Source organism: Rhodoferax sp. LS1R11 (assembly GCF_056521395.1).
Genome location: NZ_JBWMAW010000010.1, coordinates 23,525 through 47,607, shown reverse-complemented (window position 1 = coordinate 47,607; position 24,083 = coordinate 23,525). Strand labels below are relative to the sequence as shown.

22 protein-coding genes are annotated in these 24,083 nt (G+C 57.9%); 16 read left to right on the top strand and 6 right to left on the bottom strand.

Features of this window, described 5'->3' with window-relative positions; genetic code table 11:
• Positions 1 to 61 precede the first annotated feature (61 nt).
• Entirely contained in the window at positions 62 to 856 is a 795-nt protein-coding gene (fabI, locus tag AC097N_RS13020; RefSeq protein WP_479581491.1) for an enoyl-ACP reductase FabI, read from the bottom strand.
• Between the two features lie 125 nt (positions 857 to 981).
• On the opposite strand from fabI, the gene AC097N_RS13015 reads away from it, so the two are divergent.
• The 12 genes from AC097N_RS13015 to AC097N_RS12960 all read left to right on the top strand — a co-directional run bounded on the left by AC097N_RS13015 (position 982) and on the right by AC097N_RS12960 (position 16,982).
• Positions 982 to 2,778: an extracellular solute-binding protein gene (locus AC097N_RS13015; RefSeq protein ID WP_479581488.1), complete on the top strand. Its 1,797-nt coding sequence runs from the start codon at positions 982 to 984 to the stop codon at positions 2,776 to 2,778.
• A 3-nt stretch (positions 2,779 to 2,781) separates the two neighbouring features.
• Complete coding sequence (locus AC097N_RS13010) at positions 2,782 to 3,810, top strand: microcin C ABC transporter permease YejB (protein WP_479581485.1); 1,029 nt, start codon at positions 2,782 to 2,784, stop codon at positions 3,808 to 3,810.
• The gene (locus AC097N_RS13005) at positions 3,794 to 4,843 is read left to right on the top strand and encodes an ABC transporter permease (protein ID WP_479581483.1); all 1,050 of its coding nucleotides are present in this window, start codon (positions 3,794 to 3,796) and stop codon (positions 4,841 to 4,843) included. The genes AC097N_RS13010 and AC097N_RS13005 overlap by 17 nt, the downstream gene beginning before the upstream one ends.
• Positions 4,840 to 6,450, top strand: coding sequence for an ABC transporter ATP-binding protein (locus tag AC097N_RS13000; protein WP_479581481.1), 1,611 nt, complete (start codon positions 4,840 to 4,842; stop codon positions 6,448 to 6,450). The genes AC097N_RS13005 and AC097N_RS13000 overlap by 4 nt, the downstream gene beginning before the upstream one ends.
• A gap of 130 nt (positions 6,451 to 6,580) precedes the next feature.
• Positions 6,581 to 7,192, top strand: a complete 612-nt coding sequence (gene rimP, locus AC097N_RS12995) for a ribosome maturation factor RimP (RefSeq protein WP_479581480.1) — start codon at positions 6,581 to 6,583, stop codon at positions 7,190 to 7,192.
• A 22-nt stretch (positions 7,193 to 7,214) separates the two neighbouring features.
• A complete protein-coding gene (nusA, locus tag AC097N_RS12990) occupies positions 7,215 to 8,711 on the top strand; it encodes a transcription termination factor NusA (protein ID WP_479581477.1) in 1,497 nt (498 codons plus the stop codon).
• 24 nt (positions 8,712 to 8,735) lie between these two features.
• On the top strand, positions 8,736 to 11,663 hold the full coding sequence (gene infB / locus AC097N_RS12985) for a translation initiation factor IF-2 (RefSeq protein WP_479581475.1): 2,928 nt from the start codon (positions 8,736 to 8,738) through the stop codon (positions 11,661 to 11,663).
• 17 nt (positions 11,664 to 11,680) lie between these two features.
• Complete coding sequence (gene rbfA / locus AC097N_RS12980) at positions 11,681 to 12,049, top strand: 30S ribosome-binding factor RbfA (protein WP_479581473.1); 369 nt, start codon at positions 11,681 to 11,683, stop codon at positions 12,047 to 12,049.
• 5 nt (positions 12,050 to 12,054) lie between these two features.
• A complete protein-coding gene (truB, locus tag AC097N_RS12975; protein ID WP_479581471.1) occupies positions 12,055 to 13,071 on the top strand; it encodes a tRNA pseudouridine(55) synthase TruB in 1,017 nt (338 codons plus the stop codon).
• Positions 13,072 to 13,083: 12 nt separating this feature from the next.
• The gene (gene typA / locus AC097N_RS12970) at positions 13,084 to 14,907 is read left to right on the top strand and encodes a translational GTPase TypA (protein WP_479581468.1); all 1,824 of its coding nucleotides are present in this window, start codon (positions 13,084 to 13,086) and stop codon (positions 14,905 to 14,907) included.
• 84 nt (positions 14,908 to 14,991) lie between these two features.
• On the top strand, positions 14,992 to 15,867 hold the full coding sequence (locus tag AC097N_RS12965; protein WP_479581465.1) for a DMT family transporter: 876 nt from the start codon (positions 14,992 to 14,994) through the stop codon (positions 15,865 to 15,867).
• On the top strand, positions 15,864 to 16,982 hold the full coding sequence (locus AC097N_RS12960; RefSeq protein WP_479581464.1) for an enoyl-CoA hydratase/isomerase family protein: 1,119 nt from the start codon (positions 15,864 to 15,866) through the stop codon (positions 16,980 to 16,982). Before AC097N_RS12965 ends, AC097N_RS12960 begins: the two co-directional genes overlap by 4 nt.
• 6 nt (positions 16,983 to 16,988) lie before the next feature.
• On the opposite strand, the gene AC097N_RS12955 is transcribed toward AC097N_RS12960, so the two are convergent.
• The 4 genes from AC097N_RS12955 to smpB all read right to left on the bottom strand — a co-directional run bounded on the left by AC097N_RS12955 (position 16,989) and on the right by smpB (position 19,338).
• Positions 16,989 to 17,816, bottom strand: coding sequence for an anti-sigma factor family protein (locus tag AC097N_RS12955; RefSeq protein ID WP_479581461.1), 828 nt, complete (start codon positions 17,814 to 17,816; stop codon positions 16,989 to 16,991).
• Positions 17,817 to 17,833: 17 nt separating this feature from the next.
• On the bottom strand, positions 17,834 to 18,382 hold the full coding sequence (locus AC097N_RS12950; protein WP_479581459.1) for an RNA polymerase sigma factor: 549 nt from the start codon (positions 18,380 to 18,382) through the stop codon (positions 17,834 to 17,836).
• Positions 18,383 to 18,389: 7 nt separating this feature from the next.
• Entirely contained in the window at positions 18,390 to 18,773 is a 384-nt protein-coding gene (locus tag AC097N_RS12945; protein WP_479581458.1) for a COG4315 family predicted lipoprotein, read from the bottom strand.
• Positions 18,774 to 18,864: 91 nt separating this feature from the next.
• Entirely contained in the window at positions 18,865 to 19,338 is a 474-nt protein-coding gene (smpB, locus tag AC097N_RS12940; RefSeq protein ID WP_479581456.1) for an SsrA-binding protein SmpB, read from the bottom strand.
• A 68-nt stretch (positions 19,339 to 19,406) separates the two neighbouring features.
• Here smpB and AC097N_RS12935 point away from each other — a divergent pair, with 68 nt between their 5' ends.
• Together AC097N_RS12935 and AC097N_RS12930 are read left to right on the top strand one after the other, a co-directional pair.
• Complete coding sequence (locus AC097N_RS12935) at positions 19,407 to 19,850, top strand: type II toxin-antitoxin system RatA family toxin (protein ID WP_479581453.1); 444 nt, start codon at positions 19,407 to 19,409, stop codon at positions 19,848 to 19,850.
• A 1-nt stretch (position 19,851) separates the two neighbouring features.
• Complete coding sequence (locus AC097N_RS12930) at positions 19,852 to 20,187, top strand: RnfH family protein (protein ID WP_479581451.1); 336 nt, start codon at positions 19,852 to 19,854, stop codon at positions 20,185 to 20,187.
• A 29-nt stretch (positions 20,188 to 20,216) separates the two neighbouring features.
• Here the strand turns inward: AC097N_RS12930 and AC097N_RS12925 are convergent, their stop codons facing one another.
• Positions 20,217 to 20,732, bottom strand: coding sequence for a DUF4124 domain-containing protein (locus AC097N_RS12925; RefSeq protein ID WP_479581449.1), 516 nt, complete (start codon positions 20,730 to 20,732; stop codon positions 20,217 to 20,219).
• 137 nt (positions 20,733 to 20,869) lie between these two features.
• Between AC097N_RS12925 and guaB the strand changes: the two genes are divergently transcribed.
• Together guaB and guaA are read left to right on the top strand one after the other, a co-directional pair.
• Entirely contained in the window at positions 20,870 to 22,339 is a 1,470-nt protein-coding gene (guaB, locus tag AC097N_RS12920; RefSeq protein ID WP_479581447.1) for an IMP dehydrogenase, read from the top strand.
• A 70-nt stretch (positions 22,340 to 22,409) separates the two neighbouring features.
• Positions 22,410 to 24,020, top strand: a complete 1,611-nt coding sequence (guaA, locus tag AC097N_RS12915) for a glutamine-hydrolyzing GMP synthase (RefSeq protein WP_479581445.1) — start codon at positions 22,410 to 22,412, stop codon at positions 24,018 to 24,020.
• The last annotated feature ends 63 nt before the right edge of the window (positions 24,021 to 24,083 follow it).

Genomic DNA, 24,083 nt, shown 5'->3' with positions numbered 1-24,083 from the left:
GACGCTCTGCTTTTGATAGCTGCTACCGGACGTTCTACGGCGGTTAGCGGCTATTTTTGCTTTAAGACTGAGGTGTTTCGACCACCGCGACAGCAGTCTGGCTGACACCGCAATCCACATACGAAATCTGACCGGTCATGCCGGAGGCCAGGTCGCTGAGCAGAAACGCAGCCACGTTGCCGACTTCGTCAATCGTCACATTGCGACGCAGGGGTGATGCATTGGCCGAAATGGCCAGAAGCCTGCCGAAGTCCTTGATCCCGCTCGCAGCCAATGTCTTGATGGCTCCTGCGCTCAAACCGTTGACACGCATACCGCGGGGCCCAATAGCCTCTGCCAGATAACGCACTGAAGACTCCAGCGACGCTTTGGCCAGCCCCATGGTGTTGTAACTTGGCACGACACGCACGCCACCCAAATACGTGAGCGTCAACAAGGATGACTTGTCATTCAGGTAGGGCAAGGCCGCCTTGGCCATGGCAGGAAAGCTGTAGGCGCTGATGTCATGCGCGATACGGAAATTTTCACGGGTCAAACCATCCAGAAAATTGCCTGCAATGGCCTCACGCGGCGCGAAGCCGATGCTGTGCACGAAGCCATCAAAGGTCGGCCAGTGTTTGGACAAGTCAACAAACAGCTTTTCAATCTGTGCATCGTCACCCACGTCGCAATCAAAGATCAGCGTAGAGTCAAAATCTGCAGCGAACTCGGTGATACGGTCCTTGAAACGTTCACCGACGTAGCTGAATGCCAATTCGGCCCCTTGGTCGCGGCAGGCTTTTGCAATGCCGTAGGCAATGGAGCGGTTTGACAAAACACCAGTGATCAGCAATTTTTTTCCGGTCAGGAATCCCATATCGTCTCTCTTCTTTAAGCGGGTGAATCACCGCCATGTTGGCGCTGAGTTTGGTAAGGACCGTGATTTTACGGACCCCGGGGCCTCAACCCAAATGGTGGCGCAAGTTGGTGCAGAATTGTCTCATGCGAAGTCTGCTGTTTTTGTTGCTCTGGGGAGTCTCCTGTCCGATGTGGGCCGCGCATGGCTACGCCTTGTGGGGTGATCTCAAATACCCGGCCAATTTTGCGAATTTTGACTATGTGAATACTTCTGCTCCCAAAGGCGGTGAATTGCGCCTGGTCAGTAACCTTCGGGTCTCCACCTTTGACAAGTACAACCCATTCACCATCAAGGGCTCGGCGCCTGCGTACCTGTCGGAACTGATGTTTGACTCGCTCCTGGCAGGCTCGCTGGACGAGACCGGCTCAGGTTACGGCTTGCTGGCCAAGGATGTCGAAGTCGCTCAAGATGGTCTTGCCGTGACATTCCACCTGAATCCGCAGGCGCGCTTTCACAATGGCGCGCCGGTGCTGGCACTTGATGTCAAACACAGCTTCGACACCCTGATGGGGCCGTTTACCTCGCCCTCTTACAAAAGTTTGCTGGAAGATGTTGCCGGCATCGATGTGCTTGACGAGCGCACCGTGCGTTATCGGTTCAAAAAGCCCAACCGTGAATTGCCATTGACGGTGGGTGGTTTGCCCGTTTTCAGTCGGCAATGGGGCATGGAGAATGGCAAAACCAAATCATTCGACCAAGTGGTGACAGACATCCCGATCGGGAGCGGCCCTTACAAAATAGGACCGGTGCGGTTTGGCAAAGACATCACCTACGTGCGTGACCCCAATTACTGGGCCAAAGATTTGAATGTCAAACGCGGCACCAGCAACTTTGAGCGCATTACCGTCAAAATCTACAAGGACAATACCGCCCGACTGGAAGCGCTTAAAGCCGGGGAGTTTGACCTGATGCGCTTCTTCTCGGCCGGGGACTGGGCGCGCCGGGTCACCGGCAAGCGCTTTGGCACCGGGGAACTCGTCAAAGCCGAGTTCAAGCACCGCCTGCCTTCCGGCTTTCAAAGCTATGTGCTCAACACGCGGCGCGAGCTCTTCAAGGACATTCGGGTACGCCAGGCGCTCGGGCTGGCGCTGGACTACGAGTGGATGAACCGCCAGATGTTCTACAACGCCTACCAGCGTGTCAACGGTCTTTTCGGCAACACCGACTGCCAAGCCCAGGGACTGCCAGGCCCGGTTGAACTGGCCCTGATGGAGCCCTGGAGAAAAGACATTCCCCCGGCCGCGTTTGGGCCGATGACGGTGGCTCCGCGAACGGACGGCGAGGCCTCACTGAGGGGCAATCTTCGCCAGGCGCAGGCCTTGTTGAAAGAGGCGGGCTGGGAGGTGCGTGATGGCGCTCTGCGCAATGCACAGGGCAGGGCGTTTGAAATCGAATACCTGGACAGCAACGAAGGAAGCGCACGCGTCATTGCCCCTTGGGCCCGTAACCTTGAAAAGCTGGGCATCACCTTGAACTTTCGCCCCGTGGACTTCGCCCTGTACCAGCAGCGGCTACAGAAATTTGAATTTGACATCACGTCACTGGCCTATGGCGGCACCCACAACCCCGGGCAGGAGTACGCGGACATTTTTGGCTCCAAAGCCGCAGACATCGAAGATTCGGGCAACCTGTCTGGCATCAAAAGCCCCGCAGTCGATGCCTTGGTGAAGGCAATGACCAGCGCCAAAACCAAATCCGACTTGCTGCCGGCCTGCCGGGCGCTGGAGCGGGTGGTGAGCCACAGCCATTTGCTGATTCCCCAATGGGCCGCCAGCACGCATCGCATGGTCTACAACAGCTGGCGCATGGCCAAACCCGCCACCATGCCGCCCTACGCGCAGGGCGAAAGTTGGGCCATTGAAACCTGGTGGGCAAAATAAGTCATGCTGGTCTACATCCTCAAACGATTGCTGCTCATGGTGCCGACCTTGCTGGGCGTGTTGCTGATCACCTTCGTGGTGGTCCAGTTTGTGCCCGGCGGCCCGATTGAGCAGTACATGGCTGAGGCCAAAGCCGGGACGGGCAGAAGTGCAGAAGGCGGGGGCCTGAGCTACCGCGGCGCTCAGGGTGTTGACCCCAAGCGCCTGGCGCAAATCAAAGCCTTGTATGGCTTTGACAAACCCGCCCATGAACGTTTCTTTCAAATGCTCGGGCAGTTCGCGCGGTTTGATCTGGGCAAAAGTTTTTTCCAGAACAAGGACGTGTCTCAGCTCCTGTGGGAGAAGCTGCCGGTGTCCATCAGCCTCGGCTTGTGGACATTTTTCATCAGCTACCTGATCGCCGTGCCCCTGGGGGTGGCCAAGGCGGTGCGGGCCGGCTCGCGATTTGACTTGGTGACGACGCTGCTGGTGCTGGTGGGCTATGCCATTCCCGGGTTTGTGCTGGGTGTCGCCTTGCTGGTCATCTTTGGGGGGCAACTGCAGTGGTTTCCATTGCGCGGCCTGACATCCAGTAACTGGGATGAATTGACCTGGGGAGCCCGCGTGGTGGACTATCTTTGGCACATCGCCATGCCGGTCACCGCCATGGTGCTGGGTAGTTTTGCAGTGACGACCATGCTGACCAAGAATGCATTTCTGGAAGAGATCCGCAAGCAATATGTGGTGACCGCGCGCGCCAAAGGACTGGACGAGCGGCAGGTGCTCTGGAAGCATGTGTTCCGCAACGCCTTGATCCCCATCATCACAGGCTTCCCTGCGGCTTTCATTGGTGCATTTTTCACCGGTTCACTGTTGATCGAAACTCTGTTTTCGCTCGATGGTTTGGGCCTGCTGAGTTACGAGAGCGTGATCCGGCGGGACTACCCGGTGGTCCTGGGTACGCTGTACTTTTTCACGCTGATCGGCCTGGTTACCAAACTGGTATCCGATTTGTCTTACGTTTGGGTGGATCCGCGTGTCAAATTCGATTGATCCCACCGTGTCGCCCAGTCCGAGCCGCCGCGCCTGGACGCGTTTCAAGCGCAACCGCCTGGGCTACTGGAGCTTGCTTGCGTTTTGCACGCTGGTGGTGCTGAGCCTGTTTGCCGAGGTGATCTCCAACGACCGCCCACTGGTGGTGCGGTATGAAGGCTCCACCTACTTCCCCATGGTCAAGGACTATTCCGAGAAGACCTTTGGCGGCGATTTCGACACGACAACCGACTACCTGGACCCTTTCATTCGGGGCCGCCTGTCAAAGCCGGGCAACTGGGCCGTCTTCGCGCTCAACCCTTACGGCCCCAAGACCTTGAACTACTTTGCCACGGAGCCTAATCCTTCAGGACCCAGTGTTCAAAACTGGCTTGGCACGGATGACCGCGGGCGTGACCTGCTGGCCCAGCTCATCTATGGATTCCGGGTCAGTGTGCTTTTCGCGTTGGCACTGACGACCACTGGCGTGGTATTGGGGGTCATCACCGGGGCGATCCAGGGCTTTTTCGGCGGCAAAACCGATCTGGCTTTTCAACGATTCATCGAGATATGGAGTTCCATGCCGGAGCTGTACCTGCTCATCATCTTCAGTGCCGTGTTTGCGCCCAGCCTGGCCCTGTTGTTGATCTTGCTGAGCCTTTTTGGCTGGATGGGCTTGTCTGACTATGTGCGAGCCGAGTTCCTGCGTAACCGTCAACTTGACTATGTGCGGGCAGCGAGGGCGCTGGGCGTGGGCAACTGGCAAATCATCACACGGCACTTGTTGCCCAACAGCCTCACGCCAGTGGTGACGTTCCTGCCATTTCGAATGAGTGGCGCCATACTGGCGCTCACGTCGCTGGATTTTTTGGGGCTGGGCGTACCGCCTGGAACGCCATCGCTGGGTGAGCTGCTGTCTCAAGGCAAAAACAACATCGACGCTTGGTGGATTTCACTCGCCACGTTTGCCGTGCTGGTGATCACCTTGCTGCTGCTCACGTTCATGGGTGACGCCCTGCGCGATGCGCTGGACCCCCGGAAGGCCGAAAAATGAAGTTGCCCAACCCGCTGCTTCAGGTCACCGGTCTTCGTATTTCCTTTGCTGGCAAAGAGGTCGTGCATGGCATTGACTTCAGCATCGCCCCGGGAGAAAAACTGGCCCTTGTCGGGGAATCCGGCTCCGGCAAAACCGTGACGGCGCTCAGCTTGCTGCGTTTGGTGCAGAACGCCGACTTGTCTGGCAAAGCCCTGTTGGGTGAGCGCGACCTGTTGTCCTTGCCGGAGCGTGAACTGCGCGGCATTCGCGGTCAGGACATCTCGATGATTTTCCAGGAGCCCATGACGGCGCTGAACCCGCTCTTCACTGTGGGCGAGCAGATTGCCGAGGTTTTGGAGCTAAAACAGGGTCTAGCCCGCCAGCAGTGTGTGCAAGAAGCTATTAAATTAATAGCAGAGACCGGCATTGCCGAGCCTGAACGACGCGCCAACGCCTATCCACACCAACTCAGTGGCGGACAACGCCAGCGCGCCATGATCGCCATGGCGCTGGCTTGCCAACCCAAACTGCTGTTGGCCGACGAGCCCACCACCGCGCTGGACGTGACGCTGCGCGGCCAGATTCTGGACCTGCTCGCCAGCTTTCAGAAAAAAAACGGCATGGCCGTCCTCATGATCACCCACGACCTGAACCTGGTGCGGCGCTTTGCAGACCGCGTCATCGTGATGGAAAACGGCCATATCGTGGAGCAGGGCACCGTGTCCGAGGTGTTTGAGCGTCCACAGCACAGTTACACCCGGCGCCTGATCGACAGCAAACCGGTTCGTGATGTGGTCGAGGCAGTGGCCGTCAATGGCGAGTTGCCTGTCATGCAGGCCACGAATTTGCAAGTTAGTTACCCCACGCCGCTTGCCGGGTTCAAAGGCTGGTTTCGTCATGGCGAGTTCGTGGCCGTCAAGGGAACAGACTTCACGTTGCAGCCAGGGCAGACCCTGGGGGTCATCGGCGAATCCGGCTCGGGCAAGTCGACGCTGGCGCTGGCGTCGCTGGGCTTGCTTGCCTTCAAGGGCCAGATGGAGGTGACGGGGCAGGCGTGGGCCAGGAGTACGGCCGCTGACAAGGGCTTGCGCCGACGCATTCAAGTGGTCTTTCAGGATCCTTTTTCATCCTTGTCGCCCCGATTGACCGTGGAAGAAATCGTTGGCGAAGGGCTTTTGGTGCATGAACCCGACCTGTCCCAAGCAGCACGCCGCCTGCGTGTGGTCCAAGCCTTGAAAGACGTTGGCGTGGGGGTTGGCATGGCGGAGGCCGCCATCTCAGCTTTGTTGCAGCGCTATCCGCATGAATTTTCAGGCGGGCAGCGTCAGCGCCTGGCTATTGCCCGGGCACTGATCGTTGAGCCCGCCATTCTGGTGCTGGACGAACCCACCAGTGCACTGGATGTGACGATTCAAAAGCAAATTTTGCAACTGCTGCAACGCCTGCAGCAGGAACGGGGACTGAGTTATCTGTTGATCACCCATGACGTGGACGTCATCCGGGCCATGGCACACCAGGTCATGGTCATGAAAGATGGCGTCATTGTCGAGTCCGGTACGGCCATGGATGTCCTGCTTGCGCCAAGGCACGCATACACCCGTACTTTATTGGCTTCAGCCGAATAAATCCTTAGGAATCAAGGCACTAAAGGCGTTTTCAGGATACAATACCGACTTCACGACCAAACGGGCGGGTTCTTACCGCCCGTTTTTTTTGGTCGATCGTTTTTGCATTGAATATATAGACAAGTCACAAGTGGCACTGAAAGAAATCATTGAGCAAACTGTAGCCGGTCTGGGGTATGACCTGGTTGAGACCGAGCGTTCGGCTGCGGGTTTGCTGCGCATCACGATTGACTTGCCCTGGTCAGCACCCGCAGATACCTCCATGCCGATAGCGGATCAGTTTGTGACCGTTGAAGATTGCGAAAAAGTCACGCGCCAGTTGTTGTTTGCGCTTGAGGTGGATGGTATCGATTACAAGCGGCTTGAGGTGTCCTCGCCCGGTATTGATCGCCCGTTGCGGCATGAAAAAGATTTTGAGCGGTTTGTTGGGCAAGAGGTGGATGTCACCCTGAAGGCGCCTATCGGCATTGCTGCGGCAGGCCAAGTCAACGCCACCCGCAAAAAATTTCGCGGCACGCTGGAGCGGCTCGAGGGTGAGACGGGTGCAGCCCCGGGTTGGCAGATCGTCTGGAGCGATGCCCCGGTAGCCAAACCAGGTCAAAAAATCAGTAAAAAGAGATTGCCGGCGCCAGTACAGGCCTTGGGTTTTACGCTTGATGAGTTGAAGGAGGCGCGCTTGGCGCCTATCGTCAGCTTCAGGGGTCGAGGCGCCAAGGGTGGCACTGAGTCGGATTTGGATTGAATTGAAACAGGAGAGTCATGGCATGAATCGCGAAATGTTAATGCTGGTAGAGGCCATCTCACGCGAAAAGAACGTGGAGCGTGATGTGGTGTTTGGCGCTGTTGAGGCAGCGCTGGCGCAAGCGACGAAGAAGCTTTTTCAAGGTGATGTGGACATCCGTGTCGCCGTGGATCGCGACAGCGGCAGCTACGAAACATTCCGTCGCTGGCATGTCGTCCCCGATGAGGCAGGCCTGCAGTTGCCTGATCAGGAAATCCTGTTGTTCGAAGCCAAAGAGCAGATCCCTGACATCGAGGTGGATGAGTACATCGAAGAGACGGTGGAATCCGTGCCGATTGGCCGCATTGGTGCCATGGCTGCGAAGCAAGTCATTCTGCAAAAAATTCGTGATGCCGAGCGTGAAATGCTGCTCAATGACTTCATGTCGCGCGGTGACAAGATTTTTGTCGGCACCGTCAAACGCATGGACAAGGGCGACATCATTGTGGAGAGCGGTCGTGTCGAAGGCCGTCTGCGCCGCAGCGAAATGATTCCGAAGGAAAACTTCCGTACCGGTGACCGCGTTCGCGCCATGATCATGGAAGTTGACCTGACCTTGCGCGGCGCACCGATCATTTTGTCGCGCTCTGCACCTGAATTCATGGTCGAGTTGTTCCGTCATGAAGTGCCTGAAATTGAGCAAGGTTTGCTTGAGATCAAATCCTGCGCCCGTGATGCAGGCTCTCGCGCCAAGATTGCCGTGTTGTCTCATGACAAACGGGTTGACCCCATCGGCACCTGTGTCGGTGTGCGTGGCACCCGCGTCAATGGCGTGACCAACGAGCTGGCGGGCGAGCGTGTTGACATCGTCTTGTGGAGCGAAGATCCGGCCCAGTTCGTGATCGGCGCCCTTGCGCCGGCCAATGTCTCCAGCATCGTTGTGGACGAAGAGCGTCATGCCATGGACGTGGTGGTGGATGAGGAAAACCTCGCCATTGCCATAGGTCGTGGCGGTCAGAACGTTCGTCTCGCCTCGGACCTGACAGGCTGGAAAATCAATATCCTGGACGCTGCGGAGTCTGCCCAAAAGCAGGCCAACGAGACTGACTCGGGCCGCAAGTTGTTCATGGAGAAGCTGGACGTCGATGAAGAAATCGCCGACCTGCTGATTGCAGAGGGCTTTACCAGCCTGGAGCAAGTCGCTTACGTGCCGCTTGAAGAAATGCTCGAAATCGAGAGTTTCGACGAAGACACGGCCAACGAATTGCGCACTCGTGCCAAAGATGCATTGCTGACAATGGAAATTGCGCACGAAGAGAGTGTTGAAGAAGTTTCGCTTGATTTGCGCGACCTCGCAGGACTCTCACCCGAACTGATCGGCAAGCTCGCGGATGGCGGCGTTCACACACGTGACGACCTGGCCGACCTGGCCGTTGACGAACTTACAGAAATCACCGGCCAGTCTGCGGACGAAGCCAAGACCTTGATCATGAAGGCGCGCGAACATTGGTTTACCAATGACGCCGCCTCTCAAGAGTAATGGTCATGAAAGGTTACACAACAAATGTCCAGTACGACCGTCGCCGAGTTTGCAACCGAACTCAAAAAATCAAACGATACGCTGCTTGAGCAGTTGAAATCGGCGGGAGTGGCCAAATCGGCTGCTTCCGACACATTGACCGATGCTGACAAGCAGCATCTGTTGAGCTACTTACAAGCCAGCCATGGCACCGCCAGCCTCGAGCGCAAGAAGATCACGCTCGTGAAGAAGTCAACTAGCGAAATCAAGCAGGCGGACTCCAGCGGCAAGGCACGGACCATTCAAGTGGAAGTGCGTAAGAAACGCACCTTCGTGCGTCGTGAAGACGGCATTGAAGTCGCTGTTGAAGGCTCGGAATCGGAGCATGAAGTCGAATCCGCACCACAAATCGACAATGCTGAACTGGCGCGTCGTGAGGAAGAGGCCCGCCGTCAAGCTGAGCTGATCCGCCGTCAGGAAGAAGAACTGTCCGAGCGTCGCCGTCAGCGCGAAGAGCAAGAGGCAAAAGCACGTGACGTAGCTGAAAAGGCTGCAGCCCAAGCGGCTGAAGCAGCAGCTGCACAAGCGATCAAAGAACAAAACAAGCCTGCAGCCCCCGCACAGCAAGCGCAAGCTGCTATTGATATTGCAGCAACTCAAGCTGCTGACGTCGCCGCCAAGGCGGAGGCAGCCGCCAAGATTCAGACGGAAGCTCGCGAAAAAGCTGCGACTGATTCCAAGGCTCGCGCCGCTGAGGAGCTGGCTCGTGCCGCAGACTTGGGTGAGCGCCGGCGCAAAGCAGAGGCTGAAGCAGCCGCCATTCGCTTGATGATGTCGGCCCCGGCGAAGAAGCCACCACCACCGCCCAAGCGTCCTGAAGAGCTCAGGGCCGAAGCAGCCAAAGCAGCAAGCCTCAAGGGAACCTTGCACAAGCCAGCCGCTGGCACAGTGCCAGTGAAACCCGCCAAACCAGGGGCTCCAGCGGCACCTGGTGCAGCACCGGCTGCAGGCGCAGGCAAAGAAGTCAAATCAGCCAAGCTGTCCAGCAGCTGGGCCGGCGACCCGAAAAAGAAAAGTGCGATTCCTACCCGTGGCGCCACCGCCCCGGGTGCCGGACGTGGCTCCAACTGGCGTGCTCCTGCACGCGGTGGACGTCGTGGCAGCAATGACCGTGACCGTGATGACAACCGGGCGCCAGTAGCGCCGGTCGAGGCACGCGTTATCGAAGTTCATGTGCCCGAGACCATCACCGTGGCCGAATTGGCCCACAAGATGGCCGTCAAAGCGTCGGAGGTGATCAAACACCTGATGAAGCTTGGCCAGATGGTCACCATCAACCAGCCCTTGGACCAAGACACCGCCATGATCTTGGTGGAAGAGATGGGCCACAAGGCGATTGTTGCCGCACTGGACGACCCTGAAGCGTTTACCGACGACGAAGTGTCCCAACAGCAATCTGAATCGTTGCCTCGTGCACCGGTTGTCACGGTCATGGGCCACGTGGACCATGGCAAGACCTCCTTGCTGGACTACATCCGCCGCGCCAAAGTGGCATCGGGTGAAGCCGGTGGCATTACCCAGCACATTGGTGCCTACCACGTGGAAACCCCACGCGGCATGATCTCGTTCCTCGATACACCCGGTCACGAAGCCTTTACGGCCATGCGTGCACGGGGTGCCAAGGCCACCGACATCGTGATTCTGGTGGTCGCAGCGGATGACGGTGTGATGCCGCAAACGAAAGAGGCCATCAAGCACGCCAAGGCGGCTGGTGTTCCGATTGTGGTGGCGATCAACAAGATCGACAAGCCCGATGCCAACCCCGAGCGTGTGAAAAACGAACTCGTGGTGGAAGAGGTTGTACCTGAGGAATTTGGTGGTGATTCACCGTTTGTCACGGTGTCGGCGAAGACCGGCAAGGGCATCGACGAGTTGCTGGAGCAAGTGTTGCTTCAGGCCGAGGTGTTGGAACTTCGGGCCCCGGTCGATGCGATGGCCAAAGGCCTCGTGATTGAAGCGCAACTGGACAAGGGCCGTGGTCCTGTGGCCACCATCCTGGTGCAGTCGGGTACTCTCAAAACGGGTGACATTGTGTTGGCTGGTTCGACCTACGGTCGGGTTCGCGCCATGCTGGACGAAAATGGCAAGACCATCAAGACAGCGGGTCCATCCATTCCGGTCGAGATTCAGGGTCTGACGGAAGTACCTGCCGCTGGTGATGAATTCATGGTGATGTCCGACGAACGTCGTGCCCGTGAAATTGCCACCTACCGTGCTGGCAAGTTCCGTCACACCAAGCTTGCCAAGCAACAGGCGGCCAAGCTGGAAAACATGTTCACGGACATGGCAGCCGGCGCCGTCAAGATGGTGCCCATCATCATCAAGGCCGACGTTCAAGGTTCGCAGGAAGCATTGGCTCAGTCCTTGCTCAAGCTGTCGACCGACGAGGTCAAAGTTCAATTGGTGTACACCGCAGTGGGTGCCATCAGTGAGTCGGATGTAAATCTGGCCATTGCCTCCAAAGCCGTCATCATTGGTTTTAACACCCGTGCCGACGCAGGTGCCCGCAAGCTCGCCGAGAACAATGGCGTGGATATCCGTTACTACGACATCATCTATGACGCCGTGGATGAGCTCAAGCTCGCCATGTCCGGCATGTTGACACCCGACAAGAAAGAGGAGGTCATTGGTACCGCCGAAATCCGCCAGGTGTTCAAGGTGTCCAAGATCGGCTCCATTGCAGGCTGTATGGTTACCGCTGGTGTCGTCCGCAGGGCTGCCCGTATTCGTCTGTTGCGCGACAACGTGGTCATCTTCACGGGTGAACTCGAATCGCTCAAGCGTTTCAAGGACGATGCCAAGGAAGTCAAGGAAGGCTTCGAGTGCGGCTTGAATATCAAGAACTACAACGACATCCAATCGGGTGACGTGCTGGAGTTCTTCGAGATTCGCGAAATCGCCCGTACTCTTTGATGGATTTGACCTAAATCGTGCGACTCAAGTCAAAAACCCCCAACCGCAGTTTCAAGGTTGCCGATCAGATCCAACGGGATCTGACCGAACTGATTGCGCGCGAACTCAAGGATCCGCGGGTGGGCATGGTGACGATTCAGGCCGTGGAAGTTACGCCTGACTATGCACACGCCAAGGTGTTCTTCAGCCTGCTGGCTGGCGACCCCAAAGCGTGTACCGAAGGTTTGAACCAGGCGGCCGGCTTTTTACGGGCAGGCCTGTTCAAGCGCCTGCACATTCACACCGTGCCGACGCTGCATTTCCTGTTTGACCAGACCACCGAACGAGCTGCTGACATGAACGCCTTGATTGCGCGGGCGGTGGCCTCCCGCGCCAAAGAGGACTGAACCCCATGAATGCGCCACGTGCACGGGTTGCCAGGCGCCCCGTTCACGGGGTGCTGTTGCTGGACAAGCCATTGGGCTGGTCGAGCAATGACGCGTTACAAAAAGTGAAGTGGTTATTGCGCGCGGAGAAGGCAGGCCATACAGGCACGCTCGATCCACTGGCAACCGGGGTGTTGCCACTTTGTTTCGGAGCCGCGACCAAGTTCAGTCAACTCCAGCTGGATGCTGACAAGACGTACGAGGCGGTGGCGCGACTGGGCGTCAAGACCAGTACGGGTGACGCTGAAGGCGACGTGATCGAAGAGCGACCAGTGAATGTGACAGAAACCGCCGTCCGTGAGGCCACACTGAAGTTCACCGGATTGATTCGCCAGATTCCGCCCATGCACAGCGCTTTGAAGAAAGACGGCAAGGCGTTGTACGAATATGCACGTGCAGGCATTGAGATTGAACGTGAAGCTCGCGAGATCACCATTCATGAATTGAATGTGACCTTGATGGACGTGGATACTGCGCATCCGGCTATCAAAATGATAGTGAAATGCAGCAAAGGTACCTACATCCGCACGCTGGGCGAGGATATGGGCGAGGCTCTCGGGTGTGGCGCACACCTGATCGCCTTGCGACGTATCGAAACGGGCGGTTTCGACATCGCCAGATGTGTGACATTGGCCGCCTTGGAAGCCATGTCGGAAGAAGAAAGATTGAGCTGCCTGATGCCGGTGGAATCGTTATTGGGCGATCACACCGTTGTCACGCTGGATGCAGAGAATGCAGGGCGGTTCCTCAGTGGCGTACGCCGCCGGGGAAGCTGGTCTGATACCGGGCAAGTAGCCGTTTATGGCGACAAACCCCGTGCCCTGCTGGGCACAGCCCAGGTAAAAGCGGGTGAACTGATACCGGGGCGACTACTGAGTCCGCTGGAGATTGAGCAAATATTGGGACATTGTGGAACGGGTGTAGGCGTGCAGCACGCAGCTCTGGCCTCAAGCACCCAGAACACAAATTTTGACCAGATTTAAGAGAAAGCAACCATGACCATTAAACAAATCCGAAACATCGCCATCATCGCCCACGTCGATCATGGCAAGACCACCATGGTCGACCAATTGCTGCGCCAGTCCGGCACCTTTGCCGAGCACGAAAAAGTTGTCGATACCGTGATGGACAACAACGCCATCGAAAAAGAACGTGGCATCACGATTCTGGCCAAAAACTGCGCCGTGAGCTGGGAAGGTACGCACATCAACATCGTTGACACCCCCGGACACGCCGACTTCGGCGGTGAGGTGGAGCGCGCGCTGTCCATGGTGGACGGTGTGGTGCTGTTGATCGATGCGCAGGAAGGCCCCATGCCCCAGACGCGTTTCGTGACCAAAAAGGCTTTGGCCCTGGGTCTCAAGCCGATCGTGGTGGTGAACAAAGTTGACAAGCCAGGCGCCAACCCCGACAAGGTCGTTAACGCCGCTTTTGATTTGTTTGACAAACTGGGCGCGACCGATGAGCAACTGGACTTCCCCGTTGTGTATGCCTCAGGCATCAATGGCTGGTCCTCGCTGGAAGAGGGCGCACCTGGTGAGCAGTGGGGTCCCGACATGTCGGCCTTGTTCAACACCGTGCTCGCCCATGTGCCTGCCCAAAGCGGTGACCCGGCCGCCCCGTTGCAGCTGCAAATCTCTGCGCTCGACTTCTCCACCTTCGTGGGTCGCATCGGCGTTGGCCGTATCAGCCAGGGCACGATCAAGCCGATGATGGATGTCGTGGTCATGGAAGGCCCGGATGGCAAGGCGGTCAAGGGCCGTATCAACCAGGTTTTGACATTCCAGGGTCTGGAACGTGTGCAGGCGACAGAAGCCGGCCCCGGCGAAATCGTGCTGATCAACGGCATCAATGACATCGGTATCGGCGTCACGATCACCGACCCGGTCACGCCCGCACCACTGCCCATGCTCAAGGTCGATGAGCCGACCCTGACCATGAATTTTTGCGTCAATACCAGCCCCTTGGCCGGTCGCGAAGGCAAGTACGTCACCAGCCGCCAGATCTGGGACCGTTTGCAAAAGGAACTGCAACACAACGTCGCGTTGCGCGTCAGCGAGACTGGCGAAGAAGGTATCTTCGAAGTGATGGGTCGTGGCGAATTGCACCTGACCATCTTGTTGGAAAACATGCGTCGCGAAGGCTACGAAATGGCGGTCTCCAAGCCGCGCGTGATGTTCAAGGAAATCAATGGCGAGAAATGTGAGCCCATCGAGTTGGTCACCGCCGACATCGAGGAGCAACATCAGGGCGGCGTCATGCAGGCTTTGGGTGAGCGCAAGGGTGAACTGGTCAACATGGAGCCGGACGGCCGTGGCCGTGTGCGCCTGGAGTACCGTATTCCGGCACGTGGCCTGATCGGTTTCACCAATGAGTTCCTGAACTTGACACGTGGCTCTGGTCTGATCGCCAACATTTTCGATTGCTACGAGCCGCACAAGGGCGAGATTGGTGGCCGCAAGAATGGCGTGCTGATTTCCATGGACGCGGGTGAAATTTTCACCTATGCCCTGGGCAAGTTGGACGACCGTGGCCGCATGTTTGTCAAGGCAAATGATCCGGTGTACGAAGGCATGATTGTCGGCATCCACAACCGTGACAACGATCTGGTGGTCAACGCCACGCGTACCAAGCAGCTGACCAACTTCCGCGTTTCGGGCAAGGAAGATGCAATCAAGATCACCCCCCCCATCGAATGCACGCTGGAATATGGGGTGGAGTTCATTGAGGACGACGAGTTGGTCGAAATCACACCCAAGTCGATTCGTCTGCGCAAGCGCCACCTGACCGAGAGCGAGCGCAAACGCGCTGGCCGTTAATCTCTCAAGTCGCTGACTTTGATCCCGGGCCTGTCCCGGGATTTTTCATTCACGAGCCAGTCTCTTGGCCAAGGTGGTTTTTCCATGAAACTGAATCACAACCGCGCCGTGCTTTTGATGGTGGCGGTCACCCTGATGTGGTCAATTGCCGGTGTGGTGACGCGCCATCTGGAGCATGCACGCAGTTTTGAGGTGACCTTCTGGCGCAGTTTTTTCACCGTGTTGTCGCTGTTGGTGATCCTGCCGCTGTTTCAGGGCCGTGACGTCTTTACGAAGATGCGCACCGGCGGGGCATCACTCTGGATTTCAGGCATCTGCTGGTGCGGCATGTTCACCTTCTTCATGTTGGCCATTATGCTGACGAGTGTGGCCAATGTCCTGGTGACGATGGCCATCGGTCCGCTGCTGACCGCGCTGGCGGCGCGGGTTTTTATTGGCCATCACATTGCCCGTCGAACCTGGTTTGCCATCGTGGTGGCAGGGTTGGGCATTGGCTACATGTATGGCAGCCAGATCAGTGAAGGCATCAGCCTCACGGGGACCCTTGTCGCCCTGTGTGTGCCGATCTCGGGGGCGGCCAACTGGACCGTTACGCAACATGCACATGCCAAGGGGCACGACGTGGACCTGGTCCCGGCGGTGCTGATTGGCGCCATCTTTTCCTCCTTGATCACACTGCCGCTGGCGTTTCCATTCCAGGCGTCCGGGCATGACCTGGTCTTGCTGGCCGGGTTGGGTCTGGTGCAACTGGCGATCCCATCCAGTCTGGCGGTGATGTGCACCAAAGTACTCAAGGCACCGGAGATCGCCCTGCTGGGTCTGCTGGAAGTCATTTTCGGCATCCTCCTGGCCTGGGTCGGCGCCAACGAGGTACCTGGCCCCAACGTGCTGCTGGGCGGCACGCTGGTGATCGGAGCCCTGGCCATCAATGAACTCATCGGTTGGAGAAGCAGATCATGAATCCCGTCGAACCCCTGGTTCAATTTGAAATTCGCGGCGCTGGCGGCTTTGTCACGCTGAATCGGCCGCGCGCCCTCAATGCCCTGTCGCTGGCAATGATCCGCCTGCTGGCGGGCCAACTCAGCACCTGGCAGGCCGACCCGGAGGTGGCGTTTGTCGCGATTAGCGGCATGGGCCGCGAAGGCCCATTTGGGAGTTTTTGCGCAGGCGGGGATATTCGCTTCTTCCATCAGGCCGCACTCGCTGGCGATGTGGACCTTGACGCGTTCTTCACCGAGGAATATGCGCTGAACCACCTGATTCATACCTATTCAAAGCCCTACATTGCCTTCCTGGATGGCATCGTCATGGGCGGGGGCATGGGTTTATGTGGGCACGGAAGGCAAGGCACCCAGCTGCGGCTGGTGACTGAGCGAACCCAAATGGCCATGCCCGAAACCAACATAGGCCTTTTTCCCGATGTGGGTGGCGGCTATTTTTTGAGCCGCTGCCCGGGTCGGACCGGTGAATGGCTGGCCCTGACCGGCGATGTGATCGGGGCCGGGGAGGCCTTGGCATATGGCTTGGCGGATGCCTGCCTCGACGCGGTCCAGCTCGCGCCAGCCTGGGACTCATTGGCCGACCTGGACACGCAAAATGACGCGGCTGTGGCTGATTGGCTTGCTATCTATTCAATAGCTACTCCCGCACATAGGACGGGGGCTACAGGCCAAATTGATCAATATTTCTCAAAACCAGGGGTTAAGGAAATCATTCAGGCGCTGGAGGCTGACAGCAGCGCCTGGGCGCAGCACACCGCTGCCACACTGCGAAAACGCTCACCGCTGATGTTGCATGTCGCGCTGGAGCAAGTTCGCCGTGCCCGAACGCTAACGCTCGCCGACGATCTGCGGATGGAACGCGACATGGTTCAGCATTGCTTTCACCCGCTCCATCTGGCGCGTTCCGCCGCTGAAAGCGAGACGATCGAAGGCATACGGGCGCTGGTGGTAGACAAAGACCATAGCCCGCGCTGGAACCCAACCCGTATTGAAGACGTCACACCTGCGATGGTGGCGCCCTTTTTTGCGAGCCCTTGGACGCCAGCGACCCATCCACTGCGCAAGCTCGACTAAAAACCCTCAAAGCTGGCTGTAAACGGCTTCAGCCAGCTTCATGAGTTCAGCGCGCGGCATGGGCCCTGCGATTGCGTAGCCGAAGCCCTGATCGACCCAGTAAAAACTCGGCGTAGGGCCCTCTGCAGAGAAGTGAAATCCCGTTTCCCGTTTGTCCGCCCCCACGGGCGCCTTGTCGACGGCCCCCAGATAGAGCGTGATGCGGGTGCCGGCAGCACTTTGAAACATGAACTGGGCGCGGGCACCTGCCTCGCCGGGAAGCAACCGCCCCCCCATCAGCTCATACCCCTGCGGCGCCAGGTTAGGGACCTTGAGGGACTTGCCCAGTCGCTTGGAGAGCCATTTCAGCAAATGCTCCTGGTCGGCGGCGGCCACTTCCACCGGGTGACGCACCTCCGGGGAGAACACCACATGCGCCACGCTCGCCTGCCGCGCAAAGTCCTGCGCCGCAGCTGATCGGGCCAGGGCAGGTGGCCCCCCCCCCGTTCTGAACCCGCCATTCCAGACCGAATTGGCGATCCAGCCGACGCCAAACGCCAGAAAAACACTCGCCGCCTTGCCACCCCAGCGCCACCACTGGTCAAGCGCCTGCTGACGGCTGGCAATCTGCTGTGCGGACTGGCGCAATGACGCAGGCAAAGGCGCCTCATAAACGGCTTGATGCAAGGCCTGCAACGCAGCCCGCTGCTGTTGCCAGGTCTTGACGGCACTCTGCGCAGGCAAGTCGTGCAAGAGCCGGGCCTGCACCCCCGCACGTTGGGCGGGTGTCAATTGGCCATCCACAAAAGCGTGAATTTCGTCGTCACTCAAAGGGGGCGTAGGCAGGTTGTTCATGGTGTTGTTCCGGTCACTCATGTCTTGCGGCGAAATACGGTGACTGATGCGCTTTGGCCTTCCATGAGGGAGGGTGCATCGGCACAGCGGGCGGGCGCGTTCAACAACGCCTGCAAGCGGGTGCGGGCCCGGGACAAACGCGACATGACCGTGCCTTGAGGAACACCGGTAATTTTTGCCACCTCGGCATAGCTCATCCCTTCTTCGCTGACCAGCAGCAATACCGCACGCTGTTCCGGCGGCAGGCGCAACAAACAGCGCTGCAGATCCATCACGTCCCCCATGTCCGCGTCTGGCGCGATCAATTCGTGGACCACCTCCTCCACGTCAACGGCAGTGCCCTGGTCTTGCCGGACGCTACGGCGCAGTTGATTGACAAACAGGTTGTGCATCACCGTGAACAGCCATGCTCGCAAATCCGAACCGGCGGCCCACAAGCGCCACTTGCTGCAGGCCCGCTCCAGCGTGTCCTGCACCAGATCGTCGGCAGCCCATGGATCACCAGTCAGCGAGCGCGCATACCGGCGCAGCGCGGGGATGTGATCAACAACAGGCTGCGCGAGCATCAAAAGCTCAAGGCTTGGCGGCGTGCCACACCTGGTTGAAGCCGTCACCCGTTTTGTCGCCGGGCTTGGTGTCCTTGATCCAGAAATAAACAGGTTTGCCTTTGACGGCCCATTGTTTTTTGCCATCGTCGCGGGTGATCACGGTGAAGTCGCCCGCGGCTTTGTCAGCCTCGACAACCATCAAAGGAGGCCAGTTGGTGGCGCACGGGCCGTTGCAAACCGATTTACCGCTGCCCGCCACATCTTTGTCAAAGGTGTAGAGCGTCATGCCGTTAGGTCCGACGAGAACGCCATCGGCGACATTGGCCGGCGCCGCCATCATGGAGGCACAACCCCCTAACAAGACGAGAGATAGCGCGGCAGAGAGGGCGGTACGCGAAGTGAATTTCATGGTGAGCTCCTGAGTTGAGGGATGCAAACAAGCATTTGCACTGACACAAACACCACGACGCCGCCGTTTATTCCATGGCGTTAAAAAATATCTAGCGCCGGTTGCCTTTCATGGCCCGCTCCACTTCGCGTTTGCCTTCACGGTCCTTGATGGTGTCGCGCTTGTCGTGTTCAGCCTTGCCTTTGGCCAGTGCAATCTCGCATTTGATCTTGCCGGCCTTCCAGTGAAGGTTGATCGGCACCAGCGTGTACCCTTTTTGGTCTACTTTGCCAATCAGGCGCTTGATTTCCTCTTTGTGCAGCAGGAGTTTTTTTGTGCGAACCTTGTCCGGGCTGATATGGCTGGACGCGGTGTTCAACGGTTGAATTTGCAGGCCAATCACAAAAAGTTCGCCATTGCGGACCACCACATAGCCGTCAGTCAACTGCACTTTGCCTGCGCGAAGTGATTTGACCTCCCATCCTTCCAGCACCAGACCCGCCTCAAAGCGCTCTTCAAAAAAGTAGTTGTAGGCCGCCTTTTTGTTGTCGGCAATGCGGGCAGCGGTTTCGGGTTTCTTGGCCATAGGTTCAATCTGGGGTTGTAAGTCGTGCGTACAAGGCTTGTCTACAATCCCGCGCAGCCCTCCATTCTATGAAAACCGTTAGCAAGTCCGTCCTGATCTGGTACAGCCCACAAGAAATGTATGTTCTTGTGACCGAAGTCGACCAATATCCCCAGTTTTTGCCCTGGTGTGACAACGCCCGCGTGGTCACGGCCGACGCGGCCGGGATGACCGCCGAAATCGGCATCTCCTTCAGCGGCATTCGCCAGACATTCACCACCCGCAACGAGCACATCCCAAGCCAGCAAGTGACCATGAAGCTGGTGAATGGTCCGTTTTCCCGCCTGGATGGCGTCTGGAACTTCCTGCCCATTGGCGATGGCAGCCAGCGCGCCTGCAAAGTGGAGTTGACGCTTCACTATGGTTTTGCCAATGCCACACTGGGCAAGCTCGTCGGCCCCGTCTTCGACAAAATCGCAGGCAGCATGGTGGATGCCTTCGTCAAACGAGCCACACAAGTTTATGGGGAGTAAATTGACCCTTGAAATAGCGGTGGCCTATTCGCCGGCACCCAGGGAGGTGCACGAGGTCCTTCTGCATCTGACCGAGGGCAGTACGGTCTTGCAGGCGCTCATCGCGAGTGGTTTGCTTCAGCAGTTCCCTGATATTGACCACCTCTCGACGATTGTTGGCGTGTGGGGACGCAAGGTAGGGGTCAAACACGTCCTGAAGGACAAGGATCGGGTAGAGGTCTACCGTCCGCTGTCCGTCGACCCCAAAGTGGCCCGGCGAGAGCGCTTTGCCAAGCAGGGCGCGCGAACCGCCGGACTTTTCGTCAAAAAACGCGCTGGGGCCAAAGCTGGTTATTGATGAATCCGTCAAAACCCGCTTGCAAAAAACTATTTGCAGTCGGCATCGATCACTGACTGGATCCGCTTCATCTCATTGGCGCGCGCGGCTTCATCCATTACCTCGCGTTCGCCCTTTTCATTGGTACGGGCCATCCGCACCCCTGAGTCAAAACCTGCTTTGGCCTGTTTGGCGCGTGCGCAGTTCTCAATCTTTGTTTTGAGAATTTTTTCTTCCTCAGCCTTGCGCTTGGCGGTTTCAGTTTCTTCGGCCGTCTTTTTTTTCTCGGACAGTTCTTTGTCAGTACCGCTCAATTTCGGCGCACTGGCAGCCGCCGCGGGCGCTGCAGCGGTGGGCACACCGGTTTGGGTTGAAGACTCGGACGGCACGACAGGCGTTGCGCGGCCACCCGGTCGTTTGAGGATATTTTTTTCCAGAATGTCTGCCGGAGGCGCACGGTCGCTGAAAACCCGACGACCGTCTTTGTCGGTCCACTGCCACTGGGCAGAGGCTGCCATGGGGAGGGAGCATGCCAGCGCCAACAATATAAGCCGCGTATGTTTCATGAGAGAAGTTTAGCGCTCACCAGCCCGAATTCTCGAGTCTCGCGTGCCGTTGGGCAGGGCTCGATGTACTTTTGTCGGTCTTGCGGGTAAATTCAACAGGGTAGGCGCGGGTACAATCCGTCATTTGGAGCTAAGACATGCGCCTAATCGGCAAAGCGCTCACCTTCGACGACGTCTTGTTGGTGCCTGCGTTCTCCCAAGTCCTTCCTAAGGACACATCCCTCGCGACCCGTTTTTCCCGCAACATTGCCTTGAATTTGCCCTTGGTGTCTGCCGCCATGGACACCGTCACGGAAGCCAGGCTGGCCATTGCCATTGCCCAGGAGGGCGGCATCGGCATCGTTCACAAGAATATGTCGGCCCAGGAACAAGCAGCCCAGGTGGCCAAGGTCAAGCGTTATGAGTCCGGTGTGCTGCGCGACCCGGTGGTCATCACCCCGCACCACACGGTGCGCCAAGTCATGGAGTTGTCGGCCCAGTTGGGCGTGTCCGGCTTTCCGGTCTGTGACGGCGGCAAGGTCGTGGGCATTGTCACGGGCCGTGACTTGCGTTTCGAGACCCGCTATGACCTGCCCGTGAGTCAGATCATGACGCAGCGCGACAAATTGGTCACTGTGCCCGATGGCACGACGCTGGCTCAGGCCAAGGTGCTGCTGAACCAGTACAAGATTGAGCGACTGCTCGTCGTCAACGCCGAGTTTGAGCTCAAGGGCCTGATCACGGTGAAAGACATCACCAAACAAACCAGCTTCCCCAACGCCGCGCGTGATGCACAAGGCAAGTTGCGCGTGGGCGCCGCGGTCGGTGTGGGCGAGGGCACAGAAGAGCGCGTGGAGGCACTGGCCCGCGCGGGGGTTGACGCCATCGTGGTGGATACCGCGCACGGCCACAGCAAAGGTGTGATCGAACGTGTTCGCTGGGTCAAACAAAATTACCCGCACATTGACGTCATCGGTGGCAACATTGCGACCGGCGCTGCTGCACTGGCGCTGGCCGAGGCGGGCGCTGATGCGGTCAAAGTCGGCATCGGTCCTGGCTCTATCTGCACAACACGCATCGTGGCCGGTGTGGGTGTTCCCCAGATCATGGCGATCGACAGCGTGGCCACGGCACTCCAAGGCAGTGGCATTCCACTGATTGCGGATGGCGGCATTCGCTACAGCGGCGACATCTCCAAGGCTCTCGCAGCCGGAGCGAGCACGGTCATGATGGGCGGCATGTTTGCCGGCACCGAAGAAGCACCGGGTGAAGTCATTTTATTCCAGGGTCGCAGCTACAAGAGCTACCGTGGCATGGGCAGTATTGGCGCCATGCAGCAGGGCAGTGCGGATCGTTACTTCCAGGAATCCACCACGGGCAACCCCAATGCCGACAAGCTGGTTCCCGAAGGTATTGAAGGGCGCGTTCCTTACAAAGGGTCCATGGTCTCCATTGTTTTCCAGATGGCAGGCGGCGTGCGCGCCAGCATGGGTTACTGTGGCTGCGCCACGATCGAGGACATGCAAAATCAGGCTGAGTTTGTGGAAATTACCACAGCCGGCATTCGCGAAAGCCATGTACACGACGTGCAGATCACCAAAGAAGCACCCAACTACCGGGCTGATTAATCCTGGAACCGGGCAGGGCACAGCAGATGTGTCCCCGCCTGGTTCGCGTTGCCCCCAACTGATCACAGTTATGCATCAAAAAATTCTCATCCTCGACTTTGGATCTCAAGTCACCCAGCTCATTGCCCGCCGTATCCGCGAGGCGCACGTTTTTTGCGAGGTTCACCCCTGTGACGTGACCGACGACTGGATTCGTGCCTATGCACGTGATGGCAACCTGAAGGGCATCATCCTTTCGGGCAGCCACGCCAGCATCTACGAAGAAACCACTGACAAGGCACCCCAATCGGTGTTTGAGCTAGGTATTCCGGTGCTTGGTATTTGCTATGGCATGCAAGCCATGGCGCACCAGTTGGGCGGCATTGTGCAAAGCGGCCATAAACGCGAATTTGGCCAGGCCGATGTGCGCGCGCATGGACATACCCAATTGCTCGAAGGCATTCAGGACTACGCCACCGCCATGGGACACGGCATGTTGCAGGTGTGGATGAGCCATGGCGACAAGGTCACGGAATTGCCACATGGTTTCAAGGTGATGGCCAGCACCGACAGCTGTCCGATCGCCGGCATGGCCGATGAAGAACGCCGTTTTTATGGCGTGCAGTTCCACCCTGAGGTCACGCACACCAAGCGCGGAGCCGCGATTCTGGAGCGCTTCGTGCTCGACATTTGTGGCACCCGCCCAGACTGGATCATGGGTGACTACATCAGCGAAGCCGTTGAAAAAATCCGGGCCCAGGTCGGTAAGGAAGAAGTTATTTTGGGTCTGTCTGGCGGCGTGGACTCATCGGTTGCTGCTGCGCTGATTCACCGCGCCATTGGAGACCAGCTCACGTGCGTGTTTGTTGACCACGGATTGTTGCGCCTGAATGAAGGCGACATGGTGATGGACATGTTTGTCGGAAAATTGCACGCCAAGGTCGTTCGAGTCGACGCGGCCGACCAGTTTTTGGGCCACCTGGCCGGCGTCAGTGAACCTGAAGCCAAACGCAAGATCATTGGCCGCGAGTTCGTGGAGGTCTTCAAGGCTGAAGCGGGCAAGCTCAAAAATGACCAGTCGCGCCACGTGGCCTGGCTGGCACAAGGCACGATTTATCCCGATGTCATTGAGTCGGGCGGTGCCAAAACCAAAAAAGCCGTCGTCATCAAAAGCCACCACAACGTGGGCGGCTTGCCTGAACAACTCGGTCTGAAGTTGCTGGAGCCTTTGCGCGAATTGTTCAAAGACGAAGTGCGCGAACTGGGTGTGGCCCTGGGTCTGCCCTACCACATGGTGTATCGCCATCCGTTCCCAGGCCCCGGACTGGGTGTGCGCATTCTGGGCGAAGTCAAGAAGGAATACGCCGACCTGCTGCGTCAAGCTGACGCCATCTTCATTGAGGAACTGCGTAACTTCATTGATGAAGAGAGCGGCAAGAGCTGGTATGACCTGACCAGCCAGGCGTTCACTGTGTTTTTACCGGTTAAAAGTGTGGGCGTGATGGGCGATGGTCGAACCTACGACTATGTCGTTGCTTTGCGCGCGGTACAGACCAGCGACTTCATGACGGCTGACTGGGCAGAGTTGCCCTATGCCCTGCTCAAAAAAGTGTCGGGGCGCATCATCAACGAAGTCCGCGGTATCAACCGGGTAACTTACGATGTGAGCAGCAAGCCACCCGCCACCATCGAGTGGGAATAATTCATAATTGTTCCGCACCGTCCAACGACATCCTTCTATGCGACTGAACTTCTTTGTAAATCA